Genomic DNA, 25,176 nt, shown 5'->3' with positions numbered 1-25,176 from the left:
TATGCGAAATAGAAAAAAAACAAAAATAGTAGCCACCTTAGGACCAGCTTGTGATACATATGAGATCATAGAAGAAATGATGACTGTAGGGGTTAATGTTTTTAGAGTGAATTTTTCTCATGCAGATTATGAAAATGTAGCTGAGAAAATAAAAATGATAAGAGAGATAAATCAGAAATTAGGTTATAATGTAGCCGTTTTAGCTGATTTACAAGGTCCTAAATTACGCGTTGGTGTAATGGAGGAAAAAGTCAAATTAAATAAAGGAGACCAATTTATATTTACTACTGATAAGTGTGAAGGAACTAAAGAAAGAGCCTACATGACCTATCAAAAATTTCCTCAAGATGTAAAACCTGGGGAAAGTATTTTAGTTGATGATGGTAAACTTTTATTTAAAGTTATTAGTACTAATGGTAAAAATGAAGTACTTACTGAAGTTTTACGTGGTGGTAAATTAAAATCTAAAAAGGGTGTTAACTTACCTAATACTGCTATTTCTCAACCTGCACTTACAGATAAAGATAAAAAAGATGCTCTTTTTGCTATTGAAATGGAAGTGGATTGGATCGCACTTTCTTTCGTAAGACATGCAGAAGATTTAATAGAGTTAAGGGCATTAATTACTGAACATTCTGATTTTAGAATTCCTATAATGGCAAAAATAGAAAAGCCAGAAGCCGTTGCCAGAATTGGAAGTATTACACCGCATTGTGATGGTTTAATGGTTGCCAGAGGTGATTTAGGTGTTGAAGTTGAAATGGAAAAAGTTCCGTTAATTCAGAAAAAATTAGTTCTTCAAGCTAAAAAAGCAAGAATTCCTGTAATTATTGCAACTCAAATGATGGAAAGCATGATTACCAGTCAAGTTCCTACAAGAGCTGAGGTAAATGATGTTGCCAATTCAATTATGGATGGTGCAGATGCAGTAATGCTATCTGGTGAAACATCTGTAGGAGAATTTCCTGTTGAAGTAATTCAAAAAATAAGATCGATAATTGAAAATGTAGAAGATTCACCTTTAATTACAAGATCTGACTCTTTTATTAGAAGTGTAAACGAACGTTTTATTTCTAAAACAATATGTTACCAAGCAGCTAAAATGGCTGATGATATAGGAGCTACAGTGATAACAACTTTAACCAATAGTGGTTATACGGCGTTTCAAATTTCTGCATGGAGACCAAAAACTCATATCATGGCTTTTTCTAACAACAGAAGAATATTAGCCATGCTTAATTTATTATGGGGCGTAAAAGCTCACTTCTATGACGAGATGAAAAGCACCGATGACACCGTAGATGACATTAACGAAATAGCAGTAACAAAAGGTTATGCCAATAAAGGAGATTATGTTATAAACATTACCTCTATGCCTGTAAAAGCACACGGTATGGCAAATACTATGAGAGTTAGTCAAATAGAATAAAAACACCTTTCTTACCCTCCCTTTTGGGAGGGTATATTTTTGTTACAGAAGCTCAACGTATTATAAACTAAGTTTTAGCAGCAATTCTGAAGCGACAGAAATCTCGTTTATAGGAGTATCAATAGTTTCCGCTTACACCTAAAGTCAATTTTATCTAATAAATATCATTTTAATGAAGAAAGTCCTATTAGGCATAATTATTACCCTGCTTTTTGTTTTCATTTTTCGATATTGCGAAAATAAAAAAGATGATCAATCTATTTTGTATGAAAACTCAATGTTAATACAAGAGCAGATTAAAAATGTGGGTAAACTTATTGTCACTGAAGGCCATTTTAGTGAAGTATTTAACTACAAAAATTCTAAAGCATTATTTACCGAATATATAACTGCAGATAAAAAAGCATTGGTTGTAGTTAATGCCGATGTAACCATTTCTTACGATTTAAGTAAAATTGAATATAAAATTGATGAGGCCACAAAAACGCTACAAATAATCAGTATCCCAAAAGAAGAGATTTCTATTAGTCCCGATTTAGAGTACTATGATATTCAAGCTGATTATTTTAACCCTTTTGAAGCAAAGGATTATAACGACATTAAAGAAACGATAAAAGCCTCACTCATTAAGAAATTACAAAAATCTGATTTGCAAAAAAATGCAAAAACGAGATTATTAGAGGAACTTACGAACTTTTATGTGTTGACCAAAGAATTAGGATGGACTTTGAAATATGAGGAAACTCCAATTACAGATGAAAAGAATCTCTTTGAGCTAGAGCTTTGAAAATTTGTAACAAGTCCAAAAAAGGGTTTTTAACAATATAAATTAAGACAATAAAAACCGCTTAACCATCTCATCATATCACCCTCTTCATTTCCTTTTCCAACAATTCAATTCCGCCATTAATTAAATGAGCTATCTCAGTATTTTCCGCCAAGGATTCTAAATAATTAATCATGTTTCTTTTAAATTGAGAATTTTCATTATAAACCAATTCGGTCATTTCTAAAGGCAACAACCAATCATTAGGAAATTCTAACTTTAACAAAATAAAAATTTCTTCTAACCGAATATAGTTAATTCTTCCTTTCTCTCTAATTTTACGTACTTCATCGTATAAACCATGAAGTTTTTTATCTTTCTCAGAATATTTAATTTTATGTGTCTTTTCTTTAGGCACGTCATAAATCAAACCAAAATTTTCAGGATCTGCAACACCAGAATATGCAGAAACAACTTCTTTACCAACTGCCATATCAAAAATACCCCAGTTAGGATGAAATAACACTTTTTCTTTATGTTTAACAGTACAGTTTTTGAATGAAATAAGAATTATTTTACCTTTCAGGTTTCTTTTACCTGTTATAATTTCACCTGTTACCGTAATATTACCTTCAAACTTAAGATTTACTATTTTACCTTCATATATACCGTACGCCTCTAAATCTGTAGGCGACATATCTTCAATGGCAATATTTATACCTTTTAATTTACCAATAGCAGAACTAAAGCCATCGGTATGATAGGCCTTACTGTGCCCAATCAATTCTTTATTTTTATACGCTAATGCCGTACCTCCATTTGTTTTAAAATAAACGGGATTATTATTTTCATCAACTATTACATCCTCAAAATTACCTGAAATTTGTATACCTGTACTTAACTCAATCGTTCCTAAAATTTTAGAATCTATCAACTTATTCAGTCCTTTTAACCCTCCTTTTCGTAATGCCATTTTATTAGCATATTCTTCTAACACCATACTTAAATGAGCAAAGTCTGGAGTTACAAATAACTGAGGCTGCGGTTTTGTGATATCAAAATCAGTATCAGCTGCTTCTATTGAATACGGTACTTTTTTTACTTTGTCACTCATACACCATTGACTTTCGCCAATAGAAGATAACAACCCTGCACCATAAATTTTAGAATTTTCTAATGAGCCTATCAGTCCATATTCAACAGTCCACCAATGTAGGTTTCTAATTTTTGCCATTTCACTCAACTCCGTCATGCTATCAACAACTTCAGCAACTTGTTTATCTGCCTTCGCAATCTCTTTTTCACTAGTATTCGGGTCTTCTTTTATAATTGATAAATGCCTAATAGCTTCATATAATTCAAAATCTTTAGCCGATGAAATAGCCTTACTTCCAATTTCTCCAAAACGTCTTAAATATTCTGCATATTCTGGATTCGCAATAATAGGAGCATGACCCGCCGCTTCATGAATAATATCTGGAGCAGGTGTATATTCTATGTGATCAACAGTTCTGATATCGGCAGCAATCACTAACGTGTTGTACGCTTGAAACTCCATAAAAGCATTTGGAGGTATAAAACCATCTACCGATACTGCCGCCCATCCCAAGTCTTTTAAGATCCGATTCATCCCTTGCATTTTAGGAATAGAATTGACAGATATTCCTGCTTTCTTCAAGCCAGGAATATAAGATTCATGTGCAACTTTTGATAAATAATCAATGTTTTTTCGCATTACATATCGCCAAACTGCTTGATTTTGACTTGTATATTCATTGTAAGGTTGACGTATTACAAATGATTGCAAGTGCTTGGGTAACCTTGAAATAATTTTGTTTGACTTAAAGTTCATTAGTGTAATTAGTGAGTTTGATTTGTAAAGTTAATAATAATTAAACTTGCACTTTTAAATAAATTGTATCTTTATTGCATACAAAACGAAATTAAAACTATTATGAGAGGAAGAGGTGGACTCAAAATCAGATTATTAATTGGTGCTGGTATCATATTATTTTCATTATTTAAATATTACTCGAATAGAGATACAAACCCTTATACAGGTAAAAAACAAAGTATTGCTATAACCACAGAAGAAGAAATTGCTATTGGTTTAAAAAGTGCTCCACAAATGGCGGAACAACATGGTGGTTTATACCCAAGTCAAAAAGATCAGAACATTGTAGATAAAGTTGGCAATGCATTAGTTAACAATAGTATAGCAAAAGAAACACCGTATCAATATGATTTTCATTTATTAAGAGACCCTAATACAATCAATGCTTTTGCTTTGCCCGGCGGACAAATATTTATCACTTATGCCTTGTATTCACAATTGCAGAATGAAGACCAATTGGCTGGTGTTTTAGGACATGAAATAGGACATGTAGTAGGTAGGCATTCAGCGGAACGAATTGCAAAACAAGGCCTTACACAAGGAATTATTTCTGGTGTTTTAGTGGGTGGTGGTGATGGAACTGGACAAATGGCAGCAATGATTGGAAACGTTATTAATATGAAATATGGACGTGGTGATGAATTAGAAAGTGATGAGTTAGGTGTCAAATTTATGCTGGATGCCGGTTACCAACCTGAAGAAATGATGGGAGTAATGGAAATATTAAAAGCGGCAGCAGGCCCAAATAGGACTCCTGAAATGCAAAGTACACACCCAGATCCAGAAAATAGAATCGAGAAAATTAAAGAGGCGATAGAAAAATATAGGAAATAGAAATTATGAGCTTTGGTGGAGCTGTATCGGCAATGGTTACTTCGTTAAAAAACAATAAACGGAGTAGAGTCAGTACGTTTGAAAAACTAAAAGATTATAAAAATATTGATTATGGAGAAGGTAAAATTGACAAAAAAGCAACTCCTGAACAACTCAAAGCAATTAGAGAAAAACTTCAAAAAGAGAATAGAAAAAAACGAATAATAACTATAGTTTACTTTGTTGTTTCATTTGCTATAATTATCCTACTTTTAAATATAATTAAATTTAAACAGTAATATTTTTGATAAAGATTCTTAAGAATTAAAGTTTCCCCTCTTGAGAGGGGAATCAATATAGAAAAAGCGAAATGTTACCATTTCGCTTAAAGGAGATTTCCGTGAATCAATCGGAGTAAATAAAAAACTACTTTCTTTTTCTTTTTGCTTTTTTCTTAGCTTTTAAAGCATCCTCTATAATTTTATAAGTATCATGTGCTTTTGATATTTTAGCATATTTTAAAGCTGTATACCCCTTGTCTGATTTTACTTTCAAATTAGCTCCATTAGCAATTAACAGCTTCACAATATTCACATTATTATATCTAGCCGCGTACATTAAGGGTGTCATTCCAACTGATTTTTTATTAATATCTACACCTGCAACAATCATACTTTTAACAGCATCATAGTTTCCTGTAGTTATTAATTTACAAAAAGCATTGACATTGGTGCTATACACGATATTGAGATTCATACTACTTCTTTCCATATTAGAAATGTTATTATCCATTTTAACATTTTTAATGGTGTCATTTACTGGGTTTGCATGAACTGCTAATCCGAAAACGAGTGCTGATAATAAAATTAAATTTTTCATAAGTTTAAATTTTAGTAATTGTTAGATAATAAAATAATTATAAAATTAAGATCGTATGTAACTGTTACGCTCTGACATTAAAAATTTTAACATCACTTTTCGTGAAGTTTTTTTTATAATTTCTTAATGCTCGTTTCATAATATATTTAGTTTTGAGTTACAATATAAAGACGAGGGCATTGTGTATTTCGTTACTCGTTCCCTTCACAATTAACCTAAGTTTAACCGTATCTTAAAAAAATGTTATTGCAATAAAACAATTGTTAAAACCAACTATAACGTTATTGTTATTAATCGTTTTCTATTACTGATTTCCCTTTTAAATTTCTTAAATTTGTGATTCAAGTTAATCATTATGAATAAGAAAGTTATTTTAATAATCCTAGATGGATGGGGTATTACACAAAACCCAAAAGTATCAGCAATTGCACAAGCTAAAACTCCTTTTATAGATTCTCTATTTAAGAAATATCCTAATGCCAGTTTAAGAACTGATGGGCTGCATGTCGGCTTGCCAGAAGGTCAAATGGGAAACAGTGAAGTCGGTCATATGAATTTAGGTGCCGGACGCATTGTTTATCAAGATTTAGTAAAAATAAACAAAGCGGTAGAAGATGGAAGTATTGCCCAGCAAGCAGAACTTCAAAAAGCGTTTTCATATGCAAAAGAAAAAAATAAAAATGTCCATTTTGTAGGTTTAGTTTCTGATGGTGGCGTACACTCACATATCAATCATGTAAAAGGATTAGTAACTGGAGCCAATAATTTTGGTTTACGTTCATATGTTCATGCATTTACAGATGGTAGAGATGTTGATCCACATTCTGGTAAAGAATTTATTGCCGAATTAAATAATCATCTAGCACAAAACAATGGTCAACTGGCTTCAGTTATTGGTAGATATTATGCAATGGATAGAGATAAACGTTGGGAGCGTGTTAAATTAACTTATGATGCCATGGTTAAGGGCATTGGTACAAAATCACACAATGCTATTGAATCTATTCAAGAAAACTATGACAATGGTGTAACTGATGAATTTATCAAACCGATAGTTATGGTTAATGATAAAGATCAGCCAATATCTACTATTAAAGATGATGATGTTGTTATCTTTTTTAATTTTAGAACAGACAGAGGTAGACAAATTACGGAAGCTTTATCTCAAAAAGATTTTCCGGAATATGACATGAAGAAACTTAATCTGTATTATGTTACCATGACTAATTATGATGAAAAGTTCAAAAATGTTCATGTCATTTATAACAAAGACAATTTAATCAATACCTTAGGAGAGGTATTAGAAAAAAACAATAAAAAGCAAATTAGAATAGCAGAGACAGAAAAATATCCTCATGTAACATTTTTCTTTTCAGGTGGTAGAGAAGATGAGTTTGTTGGTGAAAAAAGATTAATGTGTCCATCTCCAAAAGTGGCTACGTACGATTTACAACCAGAAATGAGTGCAAAAGATATCACTGCCGCTATTATTCCTGAATTAGATAAGAAAGAGGCTGATTTTATCTGTTTAAACTTTGCCAATACAGATATGGTTGGTCATACTGGTGTTTTATCTGCTGCTATAAAAGCTGCTGAAACAGTTGACAAATGCACTGAAGAAATTATTGAAAGTGTATTAAAAAACGACTATACTGCTATTATAATTGCAGATCATGGTAATAGTGAAACTATGATTAACGAAGACGGTTCTCCAAATACAGCACACACTACCAACCCGGTTCCAATCATTATTGTTGATAAAGAAATCAAATCAGTTAAGAGTGGTATTTTAGCAGACATTGCCCCAACTGTTTTAAAATTAATAGGTGTTGATAAACCTGAGGTAATGGATAGAGAATCATTAATTTAAACACAAAATAGAGCCCAAAATAAAAATATGAAGAAAATAATTTTTGTGATTACCTGTATGTTTTTTATTAATGGATACACTGTTGCACAACAAAAAACGACCATTAATAAGCCAAACTATTTAGAGGGTATTACCTCACAAAATGCATTTAAAGAAGCTCCTTATGCCTCATGGTTCAATCGTAATTATGATAATTACAAACTTGATGAAGCTACTGTAAAAGAAGTTAAAAAACATATTAAAGGTATTACGATAAAAGCTTTTATGGGTACTTGGTGTGGTGATAGTAGACGTGAGGTTCCTCATTTTTATAAATTATTAGAAGAAATAGGTTTCGATGAAAGCGATCTAGAAATGATTGCTGTAAACAGAGGAAAAAAAACGGCTGATAACTTACAAGAAGGCTTAAATATAATTAGAGTGCCTACTTTTATTTTTTATAAAAAGGGTAAAGAAATTGGCAGATTTGTAGAATATCCTAAAGAAATTTTAGAAAAAGATATATTAAAAATCCTTAAAGAAGAGCCGTATAAGCATGCATATGACAGAAGTTAATTTGTAATTTTAGATACTAAAAGTAATTGTTATCAGTTTAGTATTTTGTAAAACAGAATATTGGCTTAAATTTGCAAAAACTTTAATAACTCTAAATGATTCCAAAGGACCCTTTAATAATTGCTATTGATTTTGATGGTACCATAGTAGAAGACGCGTATCCTAAAGTTGGCTCACCTAAAATATTTGCCTTTGAAACTTTAAAAGAATTACAAAAAGATGGACATAGATTAATACTATGGACCTACAGACATGGGGAACGTTTGCAAGAAGCCGTTGATTTTTGTGAAGAAAATGGTATCCATTTTTATTCTGTAAATAAAAACTACCCCGAAGAAAAATTTCAAGGAAAAGTAAGTAGAAAAATCAATGCTGATTTATTTATTGACGATAGAAATATTGGTGGTATGCTTGGCTGGGGTGAAATCTACAAGATCATAAAAAACAATCCTAACGCGGAAGTACCAAAAAAGAAGAAAAAGAGTTTTTGGAAATTTTAAATATGCGTTCTTGATTTTAAAGTTTAGGTGTCTACCCATTAAAACACCATAAAACGCAATTTTTCGTAAATATAACTTAGAATATTCCTTGTTTTTGAACGCAACTAACGCTTTTAAAAAAAACGAGTACGTTCGATTTTTTTTCATTCTAATATTTAATTTACCTTTGCACTTTACACGTATATAATGATTAAAATAAAAACTAGAGAAGAAATTGAATTGATGCGAGAAAGTGCATTAATCGTTTCTAAAACACTAGGCATGTTAGCCAAAGAAGTTAAGCCAGGTGTTTCAACATTACAATTAGATAAACTAGCTGAAGAATTTATTAGAGACCATGGTGCTATACCCGGGTTTTTAGGCCTATATGATTTTCCAAACACGTTATGTATGAGTCCTAACGCACAGGTTGTTCATGGATTTCCAACAAAAGAACCTTTGAAAGAAGGTGATATTATCTCTATAGATTGCGGTGCCTTAAAAAATGAATTTTATGGTGACCATGCCTATACTTTTGAAGTTGGTGAAGTTGATGAGGCTACCAAAAAACTCTTAAAGGTTACAAAAGAAAGTTTATACATCGGTATTCGTGAATTTAAAGCGGGTAATCGTGTTGGCGATGTTGGTTTTGCCATACAAGAATATTGTGAAAACCACGGCTACGGTATTGTACGTGAACTCGTTGGTCATGGACTTGGTAAAAAAATGCATGAAGGCCCTGAAATGCCAAACTATGGTAAACGTGGTAGAGGAAAGAAATTTAAAGAAGGTATGACCGTTGCCATTGAACCAATGGTCAATATGGGTACACATAAAATTAAACAGCTAAAAGATGGTTGGACAATTCTAACACAAGATGGTCAACCTTCAGCTCATTTTGAGCATGATGTTGCTATCGTTGATGGCAAACCTGAGCTTCTTTCTACTTTTAAATATGTTTACGAGGCTTTAGGAATTAAAAGTAATGAAGAGGATGAATTTAGACACGAATTCCACTAATTATCTCGAAAAAACAAAAATTTGAAATCATTTTCACAAAATTTAGTAAACTAGTTTCCAAACAAAATTATGACCAAACTATTATTTAAAGAAGAATCTTATAAAATAATAGGTCTATGTATGGAAGTTCATAAGGAGTTAGGTAAAGGGTTTAGTGAAATTATTTATGGTGATTCGTTGGAAATTGAATTCAAGAAAAATAACATTAACTATTCTAGAGAAAAAAGATTTAAAATTGTTTATAAAGGTGTCACATTACCTCATTACTACATTGCTGATTTTATAATTGATGATAAGATTATTGTTGAAATAAAAGCAATTGAAAGTTTAACAGGTAGTCATCTAAAACAAACATTGAACTATTTAGCAGCTACAAAAATTAATCTTGGATTATTAGTTAATTTTGGAGAAGATAGTTTAAACTATAAAAGAGTTATACTTTAATATTTAATTAGTGAAAATTAGTGAAATTCGTGTCTTTTTTTAAATACATATTAAATACCATTCCTCGTCCTTTTTTAATAAAAGCAAGTTATTGGGTTAGTCCCGTCTTTGCCCTGTACTTAAAAGGATCAAAATACACGGACCCTATTGACGGTAAGCGTTTTAGAAAATTTCTACCTTATGGTTATGGTACACAACGTCCAAATGTATTATCACCAAGCACATTGTCTTTAGAACGTCACAGATTACTATGGTTATACTTACAAAATGAGACGAACTTTTTTGAGGATTCAAAACCTAAAAAAGTTTTACATATGGCACCAGAACAGTGCTTTTTAAAAAGATTTAGAAAATTAAAACATATTGAACTCATTACGGCTGACCTCTATTCGCCAATAGTAGACGTTAAAGCTGATATTTGCGACCTTCCCTTTGAAGATAATAGTTTTGACATGATTTTCTGTAACCACGTCTTAGAACATATTATAGACGATAAAAAGGCGATGCAAGAACTTTACAGAGTTTTAAAACCGGGAGGCATGGGAATCTTTCAAATTCCACAAGATTATTCAAGAGCAACAACTTATGAAGATTTTACCATAACTTCACCCGAAGAACGTGCCAAACATTTTGGACAATATGATCATGTGCGTGTTTATGGAAGTGATTATTTTGATCGTTTAAGAGCTGTTGGTTTTAAGGTTAACGAAGTTAATTATTCGCAAAAATTATCTGAAGCTGAAATGGATAAATACAGATTGATGAAAGGTGAAATTTTACCCGTTTGCACTAAATAGATATTAAATATTAGACTTTTACAATTCCTTAATATCATCTGATAAGATCCAGCCAATTTTACCGTCAGCAATTTTAATTTTTTTCCAGTTATCTAAACTTTCCAACACCTTTACTTTAGTACCTTCGTGTAGTTCAAAACTAACTTCACTAGATGCTGTGGGTGCAGTTTTGACTTCTGTTTGTTGAGCAAAAACTATAGCTTCCGTGTTGGCTTTTGCATGCTTGTAATTTTGGAAAGCAAAGGCAATCATTAACAAGGCTAAAAATGCACTTGCAAAGCTTGTTATAAAGTACAATCGTTTACTACCTGTACTATATGAAAAATGATACAATAGAAATAACAGGGCAAATAGAAACGATAAGCCGATGGCTAACCAAGCCCATGTGTTATAAGTAAATCTCATAACAACCGATTGATTTAACTTTTGCAATAAAGTCTTTGGTAAAGGCTCTATATTATCTATAGCCATGCGTTTAGCAAAAGATAAATTAAAAGCAGCATCTGTATAATTTGGACTCTGTTGCAACACTTTTTCATAATAATAAATAGCAGGAGCAATTTTATTCATTTTATAATAGGTATTCGCCATATTATATAATAAATCATCAGAATTTATATTATGTTTTTCTATCTGCTTATACACCTCTAAAGCCTCATTGTATTTTTCACTTTGATACAATTTATTTGCTTTTACGAAAAGGCTATCTGCTTGGGTCGCAAAGACTCCAATTGATGATAATAACAATATGAATAAAATAATTCTTTTCATCTATAGTTGCTTATCTATTTTTACAATTACTTTTCTTGCTGCTTCATACTCTTGCTTCATCATTACGTTTGTAGTTGGCGTATAACGTGCATAATCACAACTATCAAACACGCTAATAAACTCACTTATAGTATCATTATCAACTTTACGCTCACTTAGTATTTCCTTAATTTTATCTTTACTAATGTCAGCTGTTTCAACTTGTAACTTTGCTTTTAGATAATTATGTAAGGCCTTTTCTAACGCTTCATAAAACTGCTCTTTATGACCTAATTGTTTTTTGGCTTGAGATAAGAATTTTTTGGCCAATTTATCTGCCTTACGTCTTTTATTACCTATAATATCACTATCTCTTTTTTGCTTTTTCATCCCAATAAATATTCCAAAAGGAATTGATAGTAAGGGCAAGATCAATAATAAATAAAACAGATCTGATTTAAAAAAGTCTTCAGAGTCTTCATGAGATACCATAGTGGCATTTGTACTTATAAATCGGATATCCTTGGCATTGGAAATTACGTTTTTCTTTGTAGATGTAACAGCATTTTCATCTGCTCGCGTTTTTCCTTCGGGTGCATTAATAATTATGGCATCAGAAGTGATTGTCTTATACGTTTTATCTTTTAAACTGAAATAGGAAAAGGTGGTTGAAGGAATTTTATATTTCCCTCTAAACTGAGGTACCACCGTGTATTGATCATAAACACTTCCAGAAAATCCGCTTATGGCAGTTCTTATATTTTCTTTATGCTCTGGCTCGTATTTCTCTAATCCAGTTGGTGTTTCAATTTTAGGTAATTCAACCATTTTTAAATTCCCTTTACCCGAGACTTGAACTTTTATTTGTGCTGCTTCATTTGCTTTAAGTTCATTTTTATTAGTCGTTACTGTAAAGTCATAATCACCTACAGCACCTGTAAAATCTATTGGCTTATTAGCTAATGGTAATGGTTTTACCTCTATGGTACGTTCACCCGTTGTGGCTGTAAAATTAACATTTCTGGTAATCATGTTTCCTAGTAAACTTCGTCTACCAATAGGTACTCCAGCTCCTACTTCCATTTCTAAAGGGCTAATCGTTAATTTACCTGATTTTTGTGGTATCAAAACGACTTTTCTTAAAACGGCATATCTATGTGTTTTTCCTTGAAATGTACCTTCCTGTCCATTGGATTGTTTAACATCAATGTTCTGATTCCAAAAACCATTAAAAGACGGGGAACCCGTTTCTCTATAATTTCTAACATTGACTTTACTTACATCGACATAAATTTTATAAACTACTGAAATACTCTCACCAACATAGGGGTTTGAATTAGAAACTTCGGCAATTAAATGTATGTTTTGTGAGGCAATATATTTGGGATCATTAGGATCTTTTGGTATCTCAACAGCGTTAGTAACCGTAATTTTTACCGTATTACTTTTTATGGTTTTCCCATTTAATTCAATACTAGCGGATGGAATAGTAATAACACCTTTCCTTTTAGGCTGCAACGTATAAGAATACGCCATTTCAAATGCTTTTTGCCCATTAAATTCAAAAAAGTTTGTGGCCTGCATTGGACCAGCAAGTACCGTAAAATCTTTAAAATTAGGTGGCGTAAAATTATCTCCACCTTGCTTATTGATAGTAAACGTAATACGCAAACGTTCATTTACGCCTAATCTGTCCTTACTGACAGAGGCTTTAAATGACATTTCTTGAGCCCAAACAGATGGACTCAAAAATAGAAGTATCGCTATTATGTGAATGTTTTTAAACATTAACTCTTTTCAATTATGGTTTTCATTATATCTAACATAGATTGTAGCTGTGATTTTAACTCACTTACTACCAATCTTTTTCTTGTTTCACTTTTTTCCCTTTAGCCTTTTTCGTATTTACCTTTTTCTGGGTTTTATTCTCTTCATTGTTCATGGCTTCTAACAGCTGTTTTACTTGCTGAGGAGATAATTGGCTAGGGTTTGGTTTCGGCTGTTTTTGATCCTTGTCCTTATCGCCCTTATCATCTTTTTTATCTTTATTCTGATCTTTATTTTCGTCCTTGTTATCTCCCTTTTTGTCCTTGTCTTTATCCTTGTCTTTATTTTTATCGTCCTTGTCTTTATTATCCTTATTGTCTTTATCCTTATCCTCGTTCTTGTCGTTCTCTTTTTTATCCTTATCCTTATTATCTTTATTATCTTCCTTTTGGTTTTGCTCCTTTTTCAATAATTTTTGTGCTAAGGCTAAATTATAACGTGTTTCATCATCTTTAGAACTGTTTCTTAATGCATTTTTATATGCTTCAATAGCTTCGGCATACTTTTTTTCCTTTAGCTTAACATTTCCCATATTATGGAATGCTTCCGCTTTCGTTAATTTATCTTCAGATGTTTTTGAAACCAATTCGTACATTGGCAACGCTTCCTTGAACTTATTTTGTTGATAGATAGCGTTACCTAGGTTATAATTTGCCTTTTCATAATTAGGATTTTTCTTCAATGCCTTTCTATAATTAGCTTCCGCTTCAACATAGTTTTCTTGGTCATAAAAGTCATTTCCTGTTCGTACAATTTCCTTTTCATCTATCTCCACTTTCCGTTTTTGCTCTTTTTTTTGTGCAAAAATTAAAGTAGTATTGATAAGTAGAAATATGATTAAAAACTTCTTCATACTATTCTTTTTTTTCATTAAACAAATTCAATTTCTGAATCCATTTCGTCTTTTTATTGAACATTAAAGCATCAAATATTAAGAATAAAATTCCCAAGCCAATAAACCATTGAAATTGATCTTTAAAATCAGAAAATTGCTTTGTTTCAAATTCTTTTTTATCTGCTTTTAACAATAAATCATTAATATAATCTACAGTTTTAGTTGTGTTATCTCCATACAAATATTCACCATCACCATCAGTTGCAATTTTTTTCAAGGTCTGGTCATTCATTCGCGTTATAACCACTTCACCCGCTCTATCTTTTTTATATCCAACCAATGTTCCATTTCTCTTAATAGGTATAGGTCCACCATCTGCATTACCAACACCTATGGTAAAAATCTTAATACCTTCTTTGGTTGCCTCATCTGCTATATAACTAACATTTTCATCATGGTCTTCTCCATCAGAAATTAAAAACAAATACCTGTTGGTCTGTTCATCATCATCAAAATAAATTTTGCCCAATTTTAGGGCTTCGTTAATTGCCGTACCTTGTGATGATACCATATCTGGATCTGCGTTTTGCAAAAACATTTTTGCTGCAGCTTGGTCGGTAGTAATTGGTAATAATGGATATGCATTCCCTGCATAAATTATTATTCCCACTCTATCACTCCCTAACTTGTCAATAATTCTTGATATGATTTGCTTCGCCTTTTCTAATCTATTGGGTGCAACATCTTCAGCCAACATACTTTTAGAAACATCTAAAGCAAAAACGACATCAACACCTTCTCTTTTAATTGTTTTAAGCTTGGTTCCCATTTTAGGGTTTACCAATGCTATTATTAAAAAAGATAATGCCAAGGCTACCATTAACATTTTAAAAAAAGACTTAAACGGAGATATTTCAGGACTCAATTTTTCTAATAAGCCACTATCAGCAAACGCTTTCTGTTTTTGTTTTTTCCATAAAGAAACTAACAAATACACCACGAAAAGCACAGCTACTGCAGCGAAATAATAAAAATATGTCTTTTCTTCTAATTGATACATTTATGCTATTCTAACCTTCCCAAAGGGAAGGGATTTTTTAAATAAAACTTTTAAATATTGTATTCCTTAATAACATTTCAAATAAAATCAGAAAGCCAGCTAATAATACTAGTGGACGATACCTTTCTTGATAATTATAATATTTGAACTCTTCTACTTCTGTTTTTTCTAATTTGTTGATTTCATCATAAATTGATGCCAATTTTTCATTATCAGTGGCTCTAAAATATTTACCTTCTGTTTCATTCGCTATAAACTTTAATAATGGTTCATCAATCTCGACGGGTTGCATCTTAAAAATTAAACGTCCATTAATGTCTCTTGCCACAGGAAATTCTGCTCTTCCGTTAGTTCCAATACCAATGGTATACACTTTAATTTCTAACTCTTTGGCCAACTCTGTTGCTGTTTTAGGATCAATAAATCCTGAATTATTTACACCATCTGTTAATAGAATTATAACCTTGCTTTTCGCTTTACTATCTTTTAATCGATTAACTGCAGAGCCCAATCCCATGCCAATGGCTGTACCTCCATCTAAATCGCCCCATTTTAATCTACTTATGGTATTCATAACAATACGTTTGTCACTGGTAATAGGTGTTTGTGTAAAACTTTCACCAGCATAAACTACAATACCAATACGATCATTCGGACGTTGACTAACAAAATCTTTAGCTACAACTTTTAATGCTTCCAATCGGTTTGGTCGTAAATCTCTCGCCAACATACTTGCTGAAATATCAATTGCCATAACAATGTCAATACCACTAGTTGTTTTAGTTTTTTTACTCACCTCAACATTTCTAGGTCTGGTCATTGCTAATATTAAGGCCGATAAAGCCAACAACCGCAGCACATTTAATAGCGGTTTTAATTTTGCCAATACCGACGATCCTTCAAATCCTTTTGTGCTTGAAATGGTTAATGTTGCTTTGTCTTTCTTACGCACAACATAGTACCAAATGGCAATCAATGGTATTAATAAAAATAGCCACAGAAATTCTGGATTTGTCAGTTCTAAGTTATTCCACAGCTTCATCTTCTTCTATCGATTTTTTAACTTTATCAATTATATTTTCAATACGCTTTTCATTTTCACTTCTAAAATAAGTGTTCTTTATATAGATACTCCCAAAGTATATAAATGGGAATAAGAATGATAAAATAATTAAGACCCTAGTGAACCTTTTTCTTAGTTTATAACTCTTGTTAAAATTCTCATCGTTTTTAATAAAATCTATTTTATCTTTTATTTTTTGGCTATTTGTTGATTTGGTAACTACACCTTTCTTCTTTAAGAAAACCATACCACGATCTAAAAATCTACCTGTAAAAATTGTTTCAATGATAACCACCAATAACAATATTGGTGATGTCCAAATAATCCAAGCCAGAATTAATAAGCCATTTAGAAAAGGGATTTTACTAAATATTCTGCCGTACTCATTTATTATTTTCCAAAAATAACTCTGACGTCTTAAATGCAATTCTTTACCCACCGGAGATAATTTAACATCAACTCTCTGTAAACCATAATAAAAAATATGATAAACCCATCTGTACAACGTAACTGTTTCCGTTGCATCTCCGTTCGTAATTGAACATTTAGGTTTATTTACAACTATTTCAGGTTTCGTAGTTTTTATATCTTCAATTATTTTACTAGTGGTATTTCGATGCAATTCAATCTCATTTGACAAGGGTACATATTTGGCAAATTTCACTAAATCTGCATCTTTCAGTAAGCTTTGTAATTTATTGATGGTATCTGACGGAATATTCAAAGAACTTGAACTATTAAAATCCATAATGGTTTCCATCAATTCATTAGTTGTTGATTCTAATGCTGGTATTTTCAATTCACGTTCTATATACAACCTGACAATTTCTGTCAACTCAACGTAATATTGTTTTATTTTATTTTTCTGCCACAACTGCTTATCATCTAATTCTTTCAAGCGTTTTAAAGCAAGTTGATAAGGTGGTATTTTAGCTTCAAGCTCTTCTTCCGTTTCTTTCTTTCTAAATACAAAATATAGAATTAATGCGATTAGAGCTAAACCTCCTAAAATCCACCATAAATAACTTTTAAAATCATCAAAAGTATAAGGTTCATTTTGAACAGATTTAATCGGAAACATACTTTGTTTCAGCGTATCAACAGCAACCGTTGATACATCTACAACAACAGAGTCCGTTAAATACTCTTGACTCCAAACCGTAATTTTTTGCTGCGGAATCGTATAGCTTCCACTATCAAAACTAGTCAGTAAATATTTTCTTACCAATCGATTTTTTAATGTATCGATATTTAAATCTTCTACTATTTCAATTTTACCAGCAGGATCTAATCTTAATTCAGGAAAGGTTACCCCTGTATCAATATTATCTACTGTAATTTGATAGTTTATTTGCTCTCCAATTCTTATAATCGTAGTATCTACTTTTACAGACACCTCAGGTTCTGTTTGAGAATATGAGGATAAGCTAAACATCACAACCAGCAACAACATAGTTTTTTTCACAAACAAATGTTGTTGTGACAAAAACGCACCACTCGCCCCTTTCAATTGAGGGAATTTTGTGTTGAATATTTTATTAATCTTTTTCACTAAGCTCCTTTACGTTTAAAATATCCTAATAATTTTTTTACATAACTTTCATCAATCCGTGTATTAATAACCCCGGCACCACTTCTTTTAAAAGTATTTTCAAACTGATCTACCATTTTTAGGTAATTTGCCTTATAACTATTTCTTACTTTCTTAGAAGAAGTATTTACTAAGACTGTTTTACCACTTTCTGCATCAATCATTGGCACCATACCTAACGATGGTAATTCTTTTTCATACCTATCGTAAAGTCTTATACCCGTTACGTCATGTTTTCTTGCTACGATTTTTAAAGCATTATCATAGTCATCATCAATAAAATCAGATAAAATGAAAACAATGGCTTTTTTCTTCATCACATTCGATAAATAACGTAAGGCCTGAGCGATGTTTGTTTTTTTACTTTTCGGCTGAAACTCTATCAGTTCTCTAATAATTCTTAAAACGTGTGTTTTTCCCTTTTTGGGTGGAATAAACAACTCTATATCATCAGAAAACAATAACAATCCAACTTTATCATTATTTTGAATTGCCGAGAAGGCTAATGTTGCACTAATTTCGGTAATGGTTTCTCGCTTAAATTGTTCTGTTGTTCCAAAATATTCAGATCCACTTACATCAACCATTAATACCATAGTCAACTCACGTTCTTCTTCAAAAACTTTAATAAAAGGTTCGTGATACCGTGCTGTTACATTCCAATCTATGGAACGAATATCATCTCCAAATTGATATTGACGCACCTCAGAAAAAGTCATACCTCTCCCTTTAAAGGAGCTATGATATTCTCCTGAAAATATATGATCAGACAACCTTTTTGTCTTAATCTCAATCTTTCGAACTTTTTTAAGTATTTCTTTTGTATCCACTTTTTCAGTCAACAGATGGCAGTCGCAGTTGGCAGTTTATATAGAACGTCAATTTAAAAAATAGGTTACTATATACTGAACACTGAATAATGCCAACTAATTTTTAAGGTACTTCTACTTCGTTTACAATTTTGTTGATAATATCAACAGAGGTAATGTTTTCGGCTTCTGCTTCATAGGTAATCCCTACTCTGTGGCGTAATACATCATGTACAACGGCTCTTACATCTTCAGGAATCACATAGCCTCTTCGTTTAATAAAGGCATAACATTTTGATGCCATAGCCAAATTAATACTACCCCTTGGAGAGGCTCCGAAACTAATTAATTGTTTTAAATCTGGTAATCTGTAGTCTTCAGGAGAACGGGTTGCAAAGACAATATCTAAAATATATTTTTCAATTTTCTCATCCATATAAACCTCTTTAACTGCTTCACGAGCAGATAAAATTTCTTCAAGACTTACAACGGGATTTACTTTCTCATAACTACCTTTTAGACTATTACGCATAATCAATTGTTCTTCGGCTAGTTTAGGATAATCAATAACCGTTTTTAGCATAAAACGGTCAACTTGAGCTTCTGGCAACGGATAGGTTCCTTCTTGCTCTATAGGATTTTGAGTAGCCATTACTAAAAATGGCTCTGGCAACTTAAACGTAGTTTCTCCAATGGTAACTTGATGTTCTTGCATTGCTTCTAATAAAGCTGACTGCACTTTGGCGGGAGCTCTATTAATCTCATCTGCTAATACAAAATTTGCGAAAATAGGACCTTTCTTAATAGCGAAGTCATTATCTTTCATGTTATAAATCATTGTACCAACAACATCTGCAGGTAACAAATCTGGGGTAAACTGAACTCTACTAAAAGAGCCTTTTACCGCCTTAGATAATGTATTAATAGCTAATGTTTTTGCCAAACCCGGCACACCTTCTAACAATATATGTCCATTTCCTAACAAACCTATAAGTAATCTTTCAACCATATGCTTTTGGCCAACAATTACTTTCTTCATTTCTAGTGTTAGCAAATCAACAAAAGCACTTTCTTTTTCAATTTTTTCGTTGATAGCTCTAATATCAACCGTTGGGTATTGTTCTTCCATACTTTAATTAAAATTAATACTTATTTTCTACACTAATTTTACCGATAGCAAACTTAGCGTTTAAGAGAAGGTTATGTTGTTAAAATTTGGTTAAAATAAGGGGGTTCAAAAGAAATTGGGAATTTTTTAAGGGGATTTTACCTTAAATGTTAAAATTTTCTTCAAAACTATTGTAAATATTACCCCTATATAAAAAATAAAGCATTAATACTGCTCATCATCATTTGGAAAATCACCGCTTTTCACATCGGTTATATATTTTTTAAAAGCACCATCCATTTCATTATATAAATCTAAATATCTACGTAAAAACCGCGGACTAAATTCATGAGTCATACCAAGCATATCATGCGTAACAAGCACCTGACCATCAACGTTTCCAGCACCGATTCCAATTACAGGTATGGTTAGACTTTTAGCAACTTCTTCAGCCAATTTAGCAGGAACTTTTTCTAATACAACTGCAAAGCAACCTAAATCTTCTAATAATAATGCATCTTTTTTTAACTTCTCAGCCTCAGTATCTTTTTTGGCTCTAACCGTATAAGATCCAAATTTATAAATGGATTGTGGCGTTAATCCTAAATGTCCCATTACAGGGATACCAGCAGATAAAATTCTTTTTATAGATTCAGCAATTTCTTCTCCACCTTCCATTTTTATAGAATGTGCTCCAGATTCTTTCATTATTCTAATCGCACTATCTAAGGCATTTCTCGAATTACCTTGATAACTTCCAAAAGGTAAATCTACTACTACTAAACATCTTTCAATGGCTCTTATTACAGAAGAAGCATGATAAATCATTTGGTCTAAAGTAATAGGCAATGTGGTTTCGTGACCTGCCATTACATTAGAGGCAGAATCTCCAACCAAAATAATATCTATACCTGCGTTATCGATAATTTTTGCCATGGTATAATCATAGGCCGTTAGCATAGCAATTTTACGATTGTTACGCTTCATTTCTACTAAAGATTTAGTAGTAACTCTTTTATATTCTTTTTTTGCTGTTGACATATTATGTAGCTAAAAGTCTTTTGACTACAGACCAAAGTCTATAACTCAAAAGACCGATTATATTTTTTCTGATTTCAAAAATAGTTAAAAACTATATAATGACTGGACTTTTAGTTAAAGATTAAATCTAAAGGACATTTAGACAATCTATTTTTCATAATTCTTACGCATACATTTTGTTCTCATCAAATAATTCACTTTTTAATATCGTACTTAAATCATTTTAGTAACACTTCACAAAACAACAACATCAGCCTTTAACCCTTATGAAATATAGAGTTTTAAAAAAACCGTGACGAATTAAAAAAAATATAAATTTTCTTATCTTTAATGAGTCTAAATAAGAAATATTTATATATTTGCATCTTATTTGTAATTAATCTAAATAAGAATTGAAGACGCTACCTCTATTATTTTTATCTTTTTGCTTCAGTATGAACAGCTTTTGCTATTCCACTAAGAATGATAACCTAATGAGCTTATCCGGTAAAGTGAGTTACAAAAATGGTTCGCCAGTAGAAATGGCATTGGTTTATATTAAAAAGCTAAATAAAAGTACTTACACTGACGAAAATGGAAACTTTATTTTTTCTGATGTACCTGCTGGCATTTACTCCGTATTTATAAAAACTTTTGAGACTGAAGGCATCACAATTAAAGTAGATCTTAGTAAAAAATCTGACCACTTATCGGTTGTTCTAAAAAATGATCAAGGAATTGCCCTAGACGATGTTATGGTGGTTAGCAAATCGAAGGGAAAACTTATTAAAGAGAAAGGTTATGCTATAGATGTTGTAAATACGCAAGAAATGGCAATTCAAAATTTACAATCTACTGAACTTTTAAATCGCACGTCAGGAGTTAAAATTCGACAGTCAGGTGGATTAGGTTCGCACACCCATTTTAACCTTAACGGACTTACAGGCAATTCTGTCAGAATTTTTATTGATGGAATTCCAATTAGAAATTATGGCGAATCTTTTTCATTATCAAGTATACCACCGGCTATGATTGAAAGGATTGAGACCTACAAAGGTGTTTTACCCGCAGCGTTATCTGAAGATGCCTTGGGAGGAGGTATCAATATCGTTCTTAAAAAAAATATTGGCACTCATTTAACTGCTTCCTATTCTTTTGGCTCTTTTAACACGCATCAAGTCAATATCGATGCGGGGTACAGAAACCCAGAAACCAATTTCAATGTTGACGTTTCGACATTTTACAACAGTACAGATAATAATTATGAAGTTTGGGGAGATAATGTATATGTTATTGACCCCAACACTGGAAAAGTTGAATATGTAAGAGCAGAACGTTTCCATGATGCTTATAAATCTAAAGGTCTAAAAGCCAATATTGGTTATACTTCAAAAAATTGGGCCGATGAAATTACACTTGGTTTAATGATTTCTGATATGGATAACGACATACAGACTGGGCCAACTATGGATATTGTTTATGGAAATAGAAGAAGCAAACTCGACAGCAAAATGGCTTCTCTAAAATATAGTAAAAACGACATCCTATTTAAAGGCTTGTCTGCAAATACATTCACTTCCTTTTCGCACACAAATAGAATGGTTATAGATACCATGTCTGTAATGTACAATTGGCTGGGTGACATAATTAGGGATGATGAAGGTAATCCTATCAATTGGCAAAGTAATGGCGGAGAAGCTGGAGATGCGACTCTAGAGAATAATAAAGAAGTAAATGTTGCTAATAGAACAAATATTTCATATCAATTCCATCCACAACATAAAATCGGGGTGCATTACTTCTTCAACCGATTTACGAGAGATGTTAACGATCCTTTACGACCACAATCAATCCAAGACTTATCTGATACCCGCTATCTTACGAAACAAATAGCTAGTGTTACTTATGAAAGTAATTTTCTAGATGAAAAACTAAAAGCAAATCTATTTTATAAATATTACAAACAACATGTTAAACTTTTAGATCGTATTAGAGAAGACAACGAGATTAAATCGTTGATAAATGAAAATGATATTGACTTTAATGGTTATGGACTTGCTCTATCTTATGCTGTTTCACCAAAAATAACGTTGTTAACCTCTGCAGAAAAGGCAGTGCGTATGCCTGGTGACTCAGAACTTTTAGGTAATACAAGTGGAGGAATAGAACCAACTTATGACTTACTACCAGAAAACAGTAATAATTTTAATTTGGGCTTTCTTTTAGGCACTTACATTCTAAACAAACATAGTTTTAACTTAGAAGCTAACTATTTTATTAGAGACATTAGCGATCTAATTATTAGAGGAATAAGCAATAGTATATCGGATACCTACGGTTATGAAAATCTTGGAAAAGTTAAGAGTTCAGGTTTTGATGCAGAACTAAAATACAATTACGATAATCGTTTTTTTGTAGCGACTAATTTTTCCAACTTTAATGCCCGTTACAATTTAAGATATGATGAAAATGGTTCCAAATACGGCCATTATGGCGATCGATTGCGAAATACACCTTACCTCACTTCTAATACTTATATAGAATACAAGTTCAGTAAATTATTTAAAGAGAACTCTAAATTTTCGGTCAATTATAATTTCGGATATACGCATGAATTTTTCAGAAACTGGGAGAGTTATGCCAGTACAGGAAAAGCCTATATACCAACACAAGCGATACATGACTTTGGAGCTTCATATACAGCACCAAATAATAAAATCACCCTAAGTTTTAATGCTAAAAATATTACAGACGAACAAGTTTTTGACAACTGGGCAATGCAAAAACCTGGTCGGTCTTTTTACATTAAATTAACCTATAGACCCATATTTTAAACCAAATAAATCAACACAAATTATTTCTATTATTATGAAAACAAATTTAATATCAATAAGCAAATCATTGCTATTATCAGCAACCTTAATAGGGGCACTATTTACAAGCTGTGACTCAAGTGACGACCCAGAAGAACCTATTCCGGTAGGGAATCAGGAATATTACAATGTAGCTTTTGGAGTAAGTTCAGAAGGAAATTCTGGTACTTATGCACAAGCCTTCACGGATATATCAAATGGAAGCATTTCATTTGATGGAGAAGGTTTTGAGGTTCCTTCTGTTCGTACAGCAAGAATTTACGGATCACCATCTGGGAAATATTTATATAACCTAAGTTATGGAGGTGGATTTTTATACAAATATGAAATAAAAGGAGGTTCTAATTATGTGCAACTAGAAGAAACCAATGTACAAATTGCAATGGGTACGGCATATCCGAGATGGAAAGTACTTAATGCTGATGATGCCCTTGTCCATACTATAAACACTGAGCACATTTATGTAGATGATATCTATACGCGTACTGATGCAACTGCCGTTTTACAACGTATTGAATTAGCTGATTTATCATTGGCAGAAAAGTCAGAAGTTATTATTCCTCAAACGGAAGATGGCTTACATATTTGGAGAATAGACAATCCTACTATCCAAGGTGGTAAGGCATACTATGGTGTTGCCAAGAGAGGTTATGACCCAAATACTGATGAAAATATTAACACAACTGATTATAAAGCCACAACATTAGTAGTTGATTATCCATCTTTAGAAAATCCAACTTTATTAGAATCTGAAGTAGCTCAAGGCTCTACATACGGCTACCGTGCCCCTGTTTACCATACTGATGAATTGAGAGATATTTATCATTTAACAGCAGAACCTGCTAAAATTATTAAAATAAAAAATGGAGCTTATGATAACTCTTATGAATTAGATTTATCAACTGCTTTGAGTATGACTAACGTTGGTGCTAATGGCTGGTACTATGTAGGTAACGGAATAGGGTATGCTCCATATTACGATGCTACAATAGGAAGTGGAAGTGACGATACTACGCCTTGGGGTGTTGCTAGAGTCGACCTATACAACAAAACTGCCGTGAAGTTAAATCTTCCTAATAATTTATGGATGTGGTATTACCAATCTGGTGTTTTAGGGAAAGATGGTAATTTCTATATGGCCATTGCTCCCCTTGGAGAATCAGGTAACATCTATATGTTCGATCCACAAAGCACATCACCAGATGGCTTTACAATAGGAGCCGAACTTGATAATGGTGCAGACTCATTCTACCTTGGAGTGTATTAAATTCTCATATCTTTACTGCCCGATTTA

Annotated in this window: 23 protein-coding genes; 12 read left to right on the top strand and 11 right to left on the bottom strand. The window is 32.1% G+C overall.

From position 1 onward, the window contains the following. Position 1 precedes the first annotated feature (1 nt). Both pyk and FF125_RS01180 read left to right on the top strand, forming a co-directional pair. Entirely contained in the window at positions 2-1,429 is a 1,428-nt protein-coding gene (gene pyk, locus FF125_RS01185) for a pyruvate kinase (protein ID WP_138948070.1), read from the top strand. 172 nt (positions 1,430-1,601) lie between these two features. Next, positions 1,602-2,216 (top strand): DUF4230 domain-containing protein, encoded by a 615-nt coding sequence (locus FF125_RS01180; RefSeq protein ID WP_138948069.1) that lies wholly within the window; start codon positions 1,602-1,604, stop codon positions 2,214-2,216. Positions 2,217-2,289: 73 nt separating this feature from the next. Here FF125_RS01180 and FF125_RS01175 read toward each other — a convergent pair whose 3' ends face one another. Beyond that, entirely contained in the window at positions 2,290-4,047 is a 1,758-nt protein-coding gene (locus FF125_RS01175; RefSeq protein WP_138948068.1) for an aromatic amino acid hydroxylase, read from the bottom strand. 102 nt (positions 4,048-4,149) lie between these two features. On the opposite strand from FF125_RS01175, the gene FF125_RS01170 reads away from it, so the two are divergent. Together FF125_RS01170 and FF125_RS01165 are read left to right on the top strand one after the other, a co-directional pair. Beyond that, entirely contained in the window at positions 4,150-4,923 is a 774-nt protein-coding gene (locus FF125_RS01170; protein ID WP_138948067.1) for a M48 family metallopeptidase, read from the top strand. 5 nt (positions 4,924-4,928) lie between these two features. After that, positions 4,929-5,201, top strand: coding sequence for a hypothetical protein (locus FF125_RS01165; RefSeq protein ID WP_138948066.1), 273 nt, complete (start codon positions 4,929-4,931; stop codon positions 5,199-5,201). Positions 5,202-5,328: 127 nt separating this feature from the next. On the opposite strand, the gene FF125_RS01160 is transcribed toward FF125_RS01165, so the two are convergent. Then, complete coding sequence (locus FF125_RS01160; protein ID WP_250629656.1) at positions 5,329-5,781, bottom strand: ankyrin repeat domain-containing protein; 453 nt, start codon at positions 5,779-5,781, stop codon at positions 5,329-5,331. Positions 5,782-6,136: 355 nt separating this feature from the next. Between FF125_RS01160 and gpmI the strand changes: the two genes are divergently transcribed. The 6 genes from gpmI to FF125_RS01130 all read left to right on the top strand — a co-directional run bounded on the left by gpmI (position 6,137) and on the right by FF125_RS01130 (position 10,946). Beyond that, positions 6,137-7,651 carry a 2,3-bisphosphoglycerate-independent phosphoglycerate mutase gene (gene gpmI, locus FF125_RS01155; protein ID WP_138948065.1) on the top strand — a complete coding sequence of 505 codons (1,515 nt, stop codon included), beginning with the start codon at positions 6,137-6,139 and terminating at the stop codon, positions 7,649-7,651. Positions 7,652-7,678: 27 nt separating this feature from the next. Beyond that, positions 7,679-8,206 carry a thioredoxin family protein gene (locus FF125_RS01150; RefSeq protein ID WP_138948064.1) on the top strand — a complete coding sequence of 176 codons (528 nt, stop codon included), beginning with the start codon at positions 7,679-7,681 and terminating at the stop codon, positions 8,204-8,206. A 95-nt stretch (positions 8,207-8,301) separates the two neighbouring features. Beyond that, positions 8,302-8,706: a BT0820 family HAD-type phosphatase gene (locus tag FF125_RS01145; protein ID WP_138948063.1), complete on the top strand. Its 405-nt coding sequence runs from the start codon at positions 8,302-8,304 to the stop codon at positions 8,704-8,706. Between the two features lie 186 nt (positions 8,707-8,892). Continuing rightward, entirely contained in the window at positions 8,893-9,705 is an 813-nt protein-coding gene (gene map, locus FF125_RS01140) for a type I methionyl aminopeptidase (protein WP_117883943.1), read from the top strand. Positions 9,706-9,774: 69 nt separating this feature from the next. Further along, on the top strand, positions 9,775-10,149 hold the full coding sequence (locus FF125_RS01135; RefSeq protein ID WP_117883942.1) for a GxxExxY protein: 375 nt from the start codon (positions 9,775-9,777) through the stop codon (positions 10,147-10,149). Positions 10,150-10,178: 29 nt separating this feature from the next. Then, positions 10,179-10,946 (top strand): class I SAM-dependent methyltransferase, encoded by a 768-nt coding sequence (locus FF125_RS01130; RefSeq protein WP_138948062.1) that lies wholly within the window; start codon positions 10,179-10,181, stop codon positions 10,944-10,946. Between the two features lie 18 nt (positions 10,947-10,964). Here the strand turns inward: FF125_RS01130 and FF125_RS01125 are convergent, their stop codons facing one another. The 9 genes from FF125_RS01125 to panB form a co-directional block, all read right to left on the bottom strand. After that, positions 10,965-11,717, bottom strand: coding sequence for a tetratricopeptide repeat protein (locus tag FF125_RS01125; protein ID WP_138948061.1), 753 nt, complete (start codon positions 11,715-11,717; stop codon positions 10,965-10,967). Beyond that, on the bottom strand, positions 11,718-13,484 hold the full coding sequence (locus tag FF125_RS01120; protein WP_138948060.1) for a BatD family protein: 1,767 nt from the start codon (positions 13,482-13,484) through the stop codon (positions 11,718-11,720). Between the two features lie 67 nt (positions 13,485-13,551). After that, a complete protein-coding gene (locus FF125_RS01115; RefSeq protein ID WP_250629655.1) occupies positions 13,552-14,376 on the bottom strand; it encodes a tetratricopeptide repeat protein in 825 nt (274 codons plus the stop codon). 1 nt (position 14,377) lies between these two features. Next, complete coding sequence (locus FF125_RS01110; protein ID WP_138948058.1) at positions 14,378-15,418, bottom strand: vWA domain-containing protein; 1,041 nt, start codon at positions 15,416-15,418, stop codon at positions 14,378-14,380. Between the two features lie 37 nt (positions 15,419-15,455). Continuing rightward, positions 15,456-16,460: a vWA domain-containing protein gene (locus FF125_RS01105; protein WP_138948057.1), complete on the bottom strand. Its 1,005-nt coding sequence runs from the start codon at positions 16,458-16,460 to the stop codon at positions 15,456-15,458. Further along, positions 16,444-18,033 (bottom strand): hypothetical protein, encoded by a 1,590-nt coding sequence (locus FF125_RS01100; RefSeq protein ID WP_138948056.1) that lies wholly within the window; start codon positions 18,031-18,033, stop codon positions 16,444-16,446. The genes FF125_RS01105 and FF125_RS01100 overlap by 17 nt, the downstream gene beginning before the upstream one ends. Then, positions 18,033-18,902, bottom strand: coding sequence for a DUF58 domain-containing protein (locus FF125_RS01095; RefSeq protein ID WP_117883989.1), 870 nt, complete (start codon positions 18,900-18,902; stop codon positions 18,033-18,035). The genes FF125_RS01100 and FF125_RS01095 overlap by 1 nt, the downstream gene beginning before the upstream one ends. A 103-nt stretch (positions 18,903-19,005) precedes the next feature. Beyond that, positions 19,006-20,010: an AAA family ATPase gene (locus tag FF125_RS01090; RefSeq protein ID WP_138948055.1), complete on the bottom strand. Its 1,005-nt coding sequence runs from the start codon at positions 20,008-20,010 to the stop codon at positions 19,006-19,008. Positions 20,011-20,214: 204 nt separating this feature from the next. Beyond that, positions 20,215-21,030 carry a 3-methyl-2-oxobutanoate hydroxymethyltransferase gene (gene panB / locus FF125_RS01085; RefSeq protein WP_117883933.1) on the bottom strand — a complete coding sequence of 272 codons (816 nt, stop codon included), beginning with the start codon at positions 21,028-21,030 and terminating at the stop codon, positions 20,215-20,217. Between the two features lie 473 nt (positions 21,031-21,503). Between panB and FF125_RS01080 the strand changes: the two genes are divergently transcribed. Then, on the top strand, positions 21,504-23,843 hold the full coding sequence (locus tag FF125_RS01080; protein ID WP_250629654.1) for a TonB-dependent receptor: 2,340 nt from the start codon (positions 21,504-21,506) through the stop codon (positions 23,841-23,843). Positions 23,844-23,877: 34 nt separating this feature from the next. Continuing rightward, on the top strand, positions 23,878-25,149 hold the full coding sequence (locus FF125_RS01075; RefSeq protein WP_138948053.1) for a hypothetical protein: 1,272 nt from the start codon (positions 23,878-23,880) through the stop codon (positions 25,147-25,149). Positions 25,150-25,176 lie beyond the last annotated feature (27 nt).

Source organism: Aureibaculum algae (assembly GCF_006065315.1).
GTDB lineage: Bacteria > Bacteroidota > Bacteroidia > Flavobacteriales > Flavobacteriaceae > Aureibaculum > Aureibaculum algae.
The sequence above is the reverse complement of the archived record's forward strand: the minus strand, read 5'-3'. Positions and strand labels throughout refer to the sequence as shown.

What these genes read in the sequence shown, in the direction of transcription:
- pyk (WP_138948070.1), top strand. Translation starts at nt 2, where the DNA reads ATGCGAAATAGAAAAAAAACAAAAATAGTAGCCACCTTAGGACCAGCT.
- FF125_RS01180 (WP_138948069.1), top strand. Translation starts at nt 1,602, where the DNA reads ATGAAGAAAGTCCTATTAGGCATAATTATTACCCTGCTTTTTGTTTTC.
- FF125_RS01175 (WP_138948068.1), bottom strand. Translation starts at nt 4,047, where the DNA reads ATGAACTTTAAGTCAAACAAAATTATTTCAAGGTTACCCAAGCACTTG.
- FF125_RS01170 (WP_138948067.1), top strand. Translation starts at nt 4,150, where the DNA reads ATGAGAGGAAGAGGTGGACTCAAAATCAGATTATTAATTGGTGCTGGT.
- FF125_RS01165 (WP_138948066.1), top strand. Translation starts at nt 4,929, where the DNA reads ATGAGCTTTGGTGGAGCTGTATCGGCAATGGTTACTTCGTTAAAAAAC.
- FF125_RS01160 (WP_250629656.1), bottom strand. Translation starts at nt 5,781, where the DNA reads ATGAAAAATTTAATTTTATTATCAGCACTCGTTTTCGGATTAGCAGTT.
- gpmI (WP_138948065.1), top strand. Translation starts at nt 6,137, where the DNA reads ATGAATAAGAAAGTTATTTTAATAATCCTAGATGGATGGGGTATTACA.
- FF125_RS01150 (WP_138948064.1), top strand. Translation starts at nt 7,679, where the DNA reads ATGAAGAAAATAATTTTTGTGATTACCTGTATGTTTTTTATTAATGGA.
- FF125_RS01145 (WP_138948063.1), top strand. Translation starts at nt 8,302, where the DNA reads ATGATTCCAAAGGACCCTTTAATAATTGCTATTGATTTTGATGGTACC.
- map (WP_117883943.1), top strand. Translation starts at nt 8,893, where the DNA reads ATGATTAAAATAAAAACTAGAGAAGAAATTGAATTGATGCGAGAAAGT.
- FF125_RS01135 (WP_117883942.1), top strand. Translation starts at nt 9,775, where the DNA reads ATGACCAAACTATTATTTAAAGAAGAATCTTATAAAATAATAGGTCTA.
- FF125_RS01125 (WP_138948061.1), bottom strand. Translation starts at nt 11,717, where the DNA reads ATGAAAAGAATTATTTTATTCATATTGTTATTATCATCAATTGGAGTC.
- FF125_RS01120 (WP_138948060.1), bottom strand. Translation starts at nt 13,484, where the DNA reads ATGTTTAAAAACATTCACATAATAGCGATACTTCTATTTTTGAGTCCA.
- FF125_RS01115 (WP_250629655.1), bottom strand. Translation starts at nt 14,376, where the DNA reads ATGAAGAAGTTTTTAATCATATTTCTACTTATCAATACTACTTTAATT.
- FF125_RS01110 (WP_138948058.1), bottom strand. Translation starts at nt 15,418, where the DNA reads ATGTATCAATTAGAAGAAAAGACATATTTTTATTATTTCGCTGCAGTA.
- FF125_RS01105 (WP_138948057.1), bottom strand. Translation starts at nt 16,460, where the DNA reads ATGAAGCTGTGGAATAACTTAGAACTGACAAATCCAGAATTTCTGTGG.
- FF125_RS01090 (WP_138948055.1), bottom strand. Translation starts at nt 20,010, where the DNA reads ATGGAAGAACAATACCCAACGGTTGATATTAGAGCTATCAACGAAAAA.
- panB (WP_117883933.1), bottom strand. Translation starts at nt 21,030, where the DNA reads ATGTCAACAGCAAAAAAAGAATATAAAAGAGTTACTACTAAATCTTTA.
- FF125_RS01080 (WP_250629654.1), top strand. Translation starts at nt 21,504, where the DNA reads ATGAGCTTATCCGGTAAAGTGAGTTACAAAAATGGTTCGCCAGTAGAA.
- FF125_RS01075 (WP_138948053.1), top strand. Translation starts at nt 23,878, where the DNA reads ATGAAAACAAATTTAATATCAATAAGCAAATCATTGCTATTATCAGCA.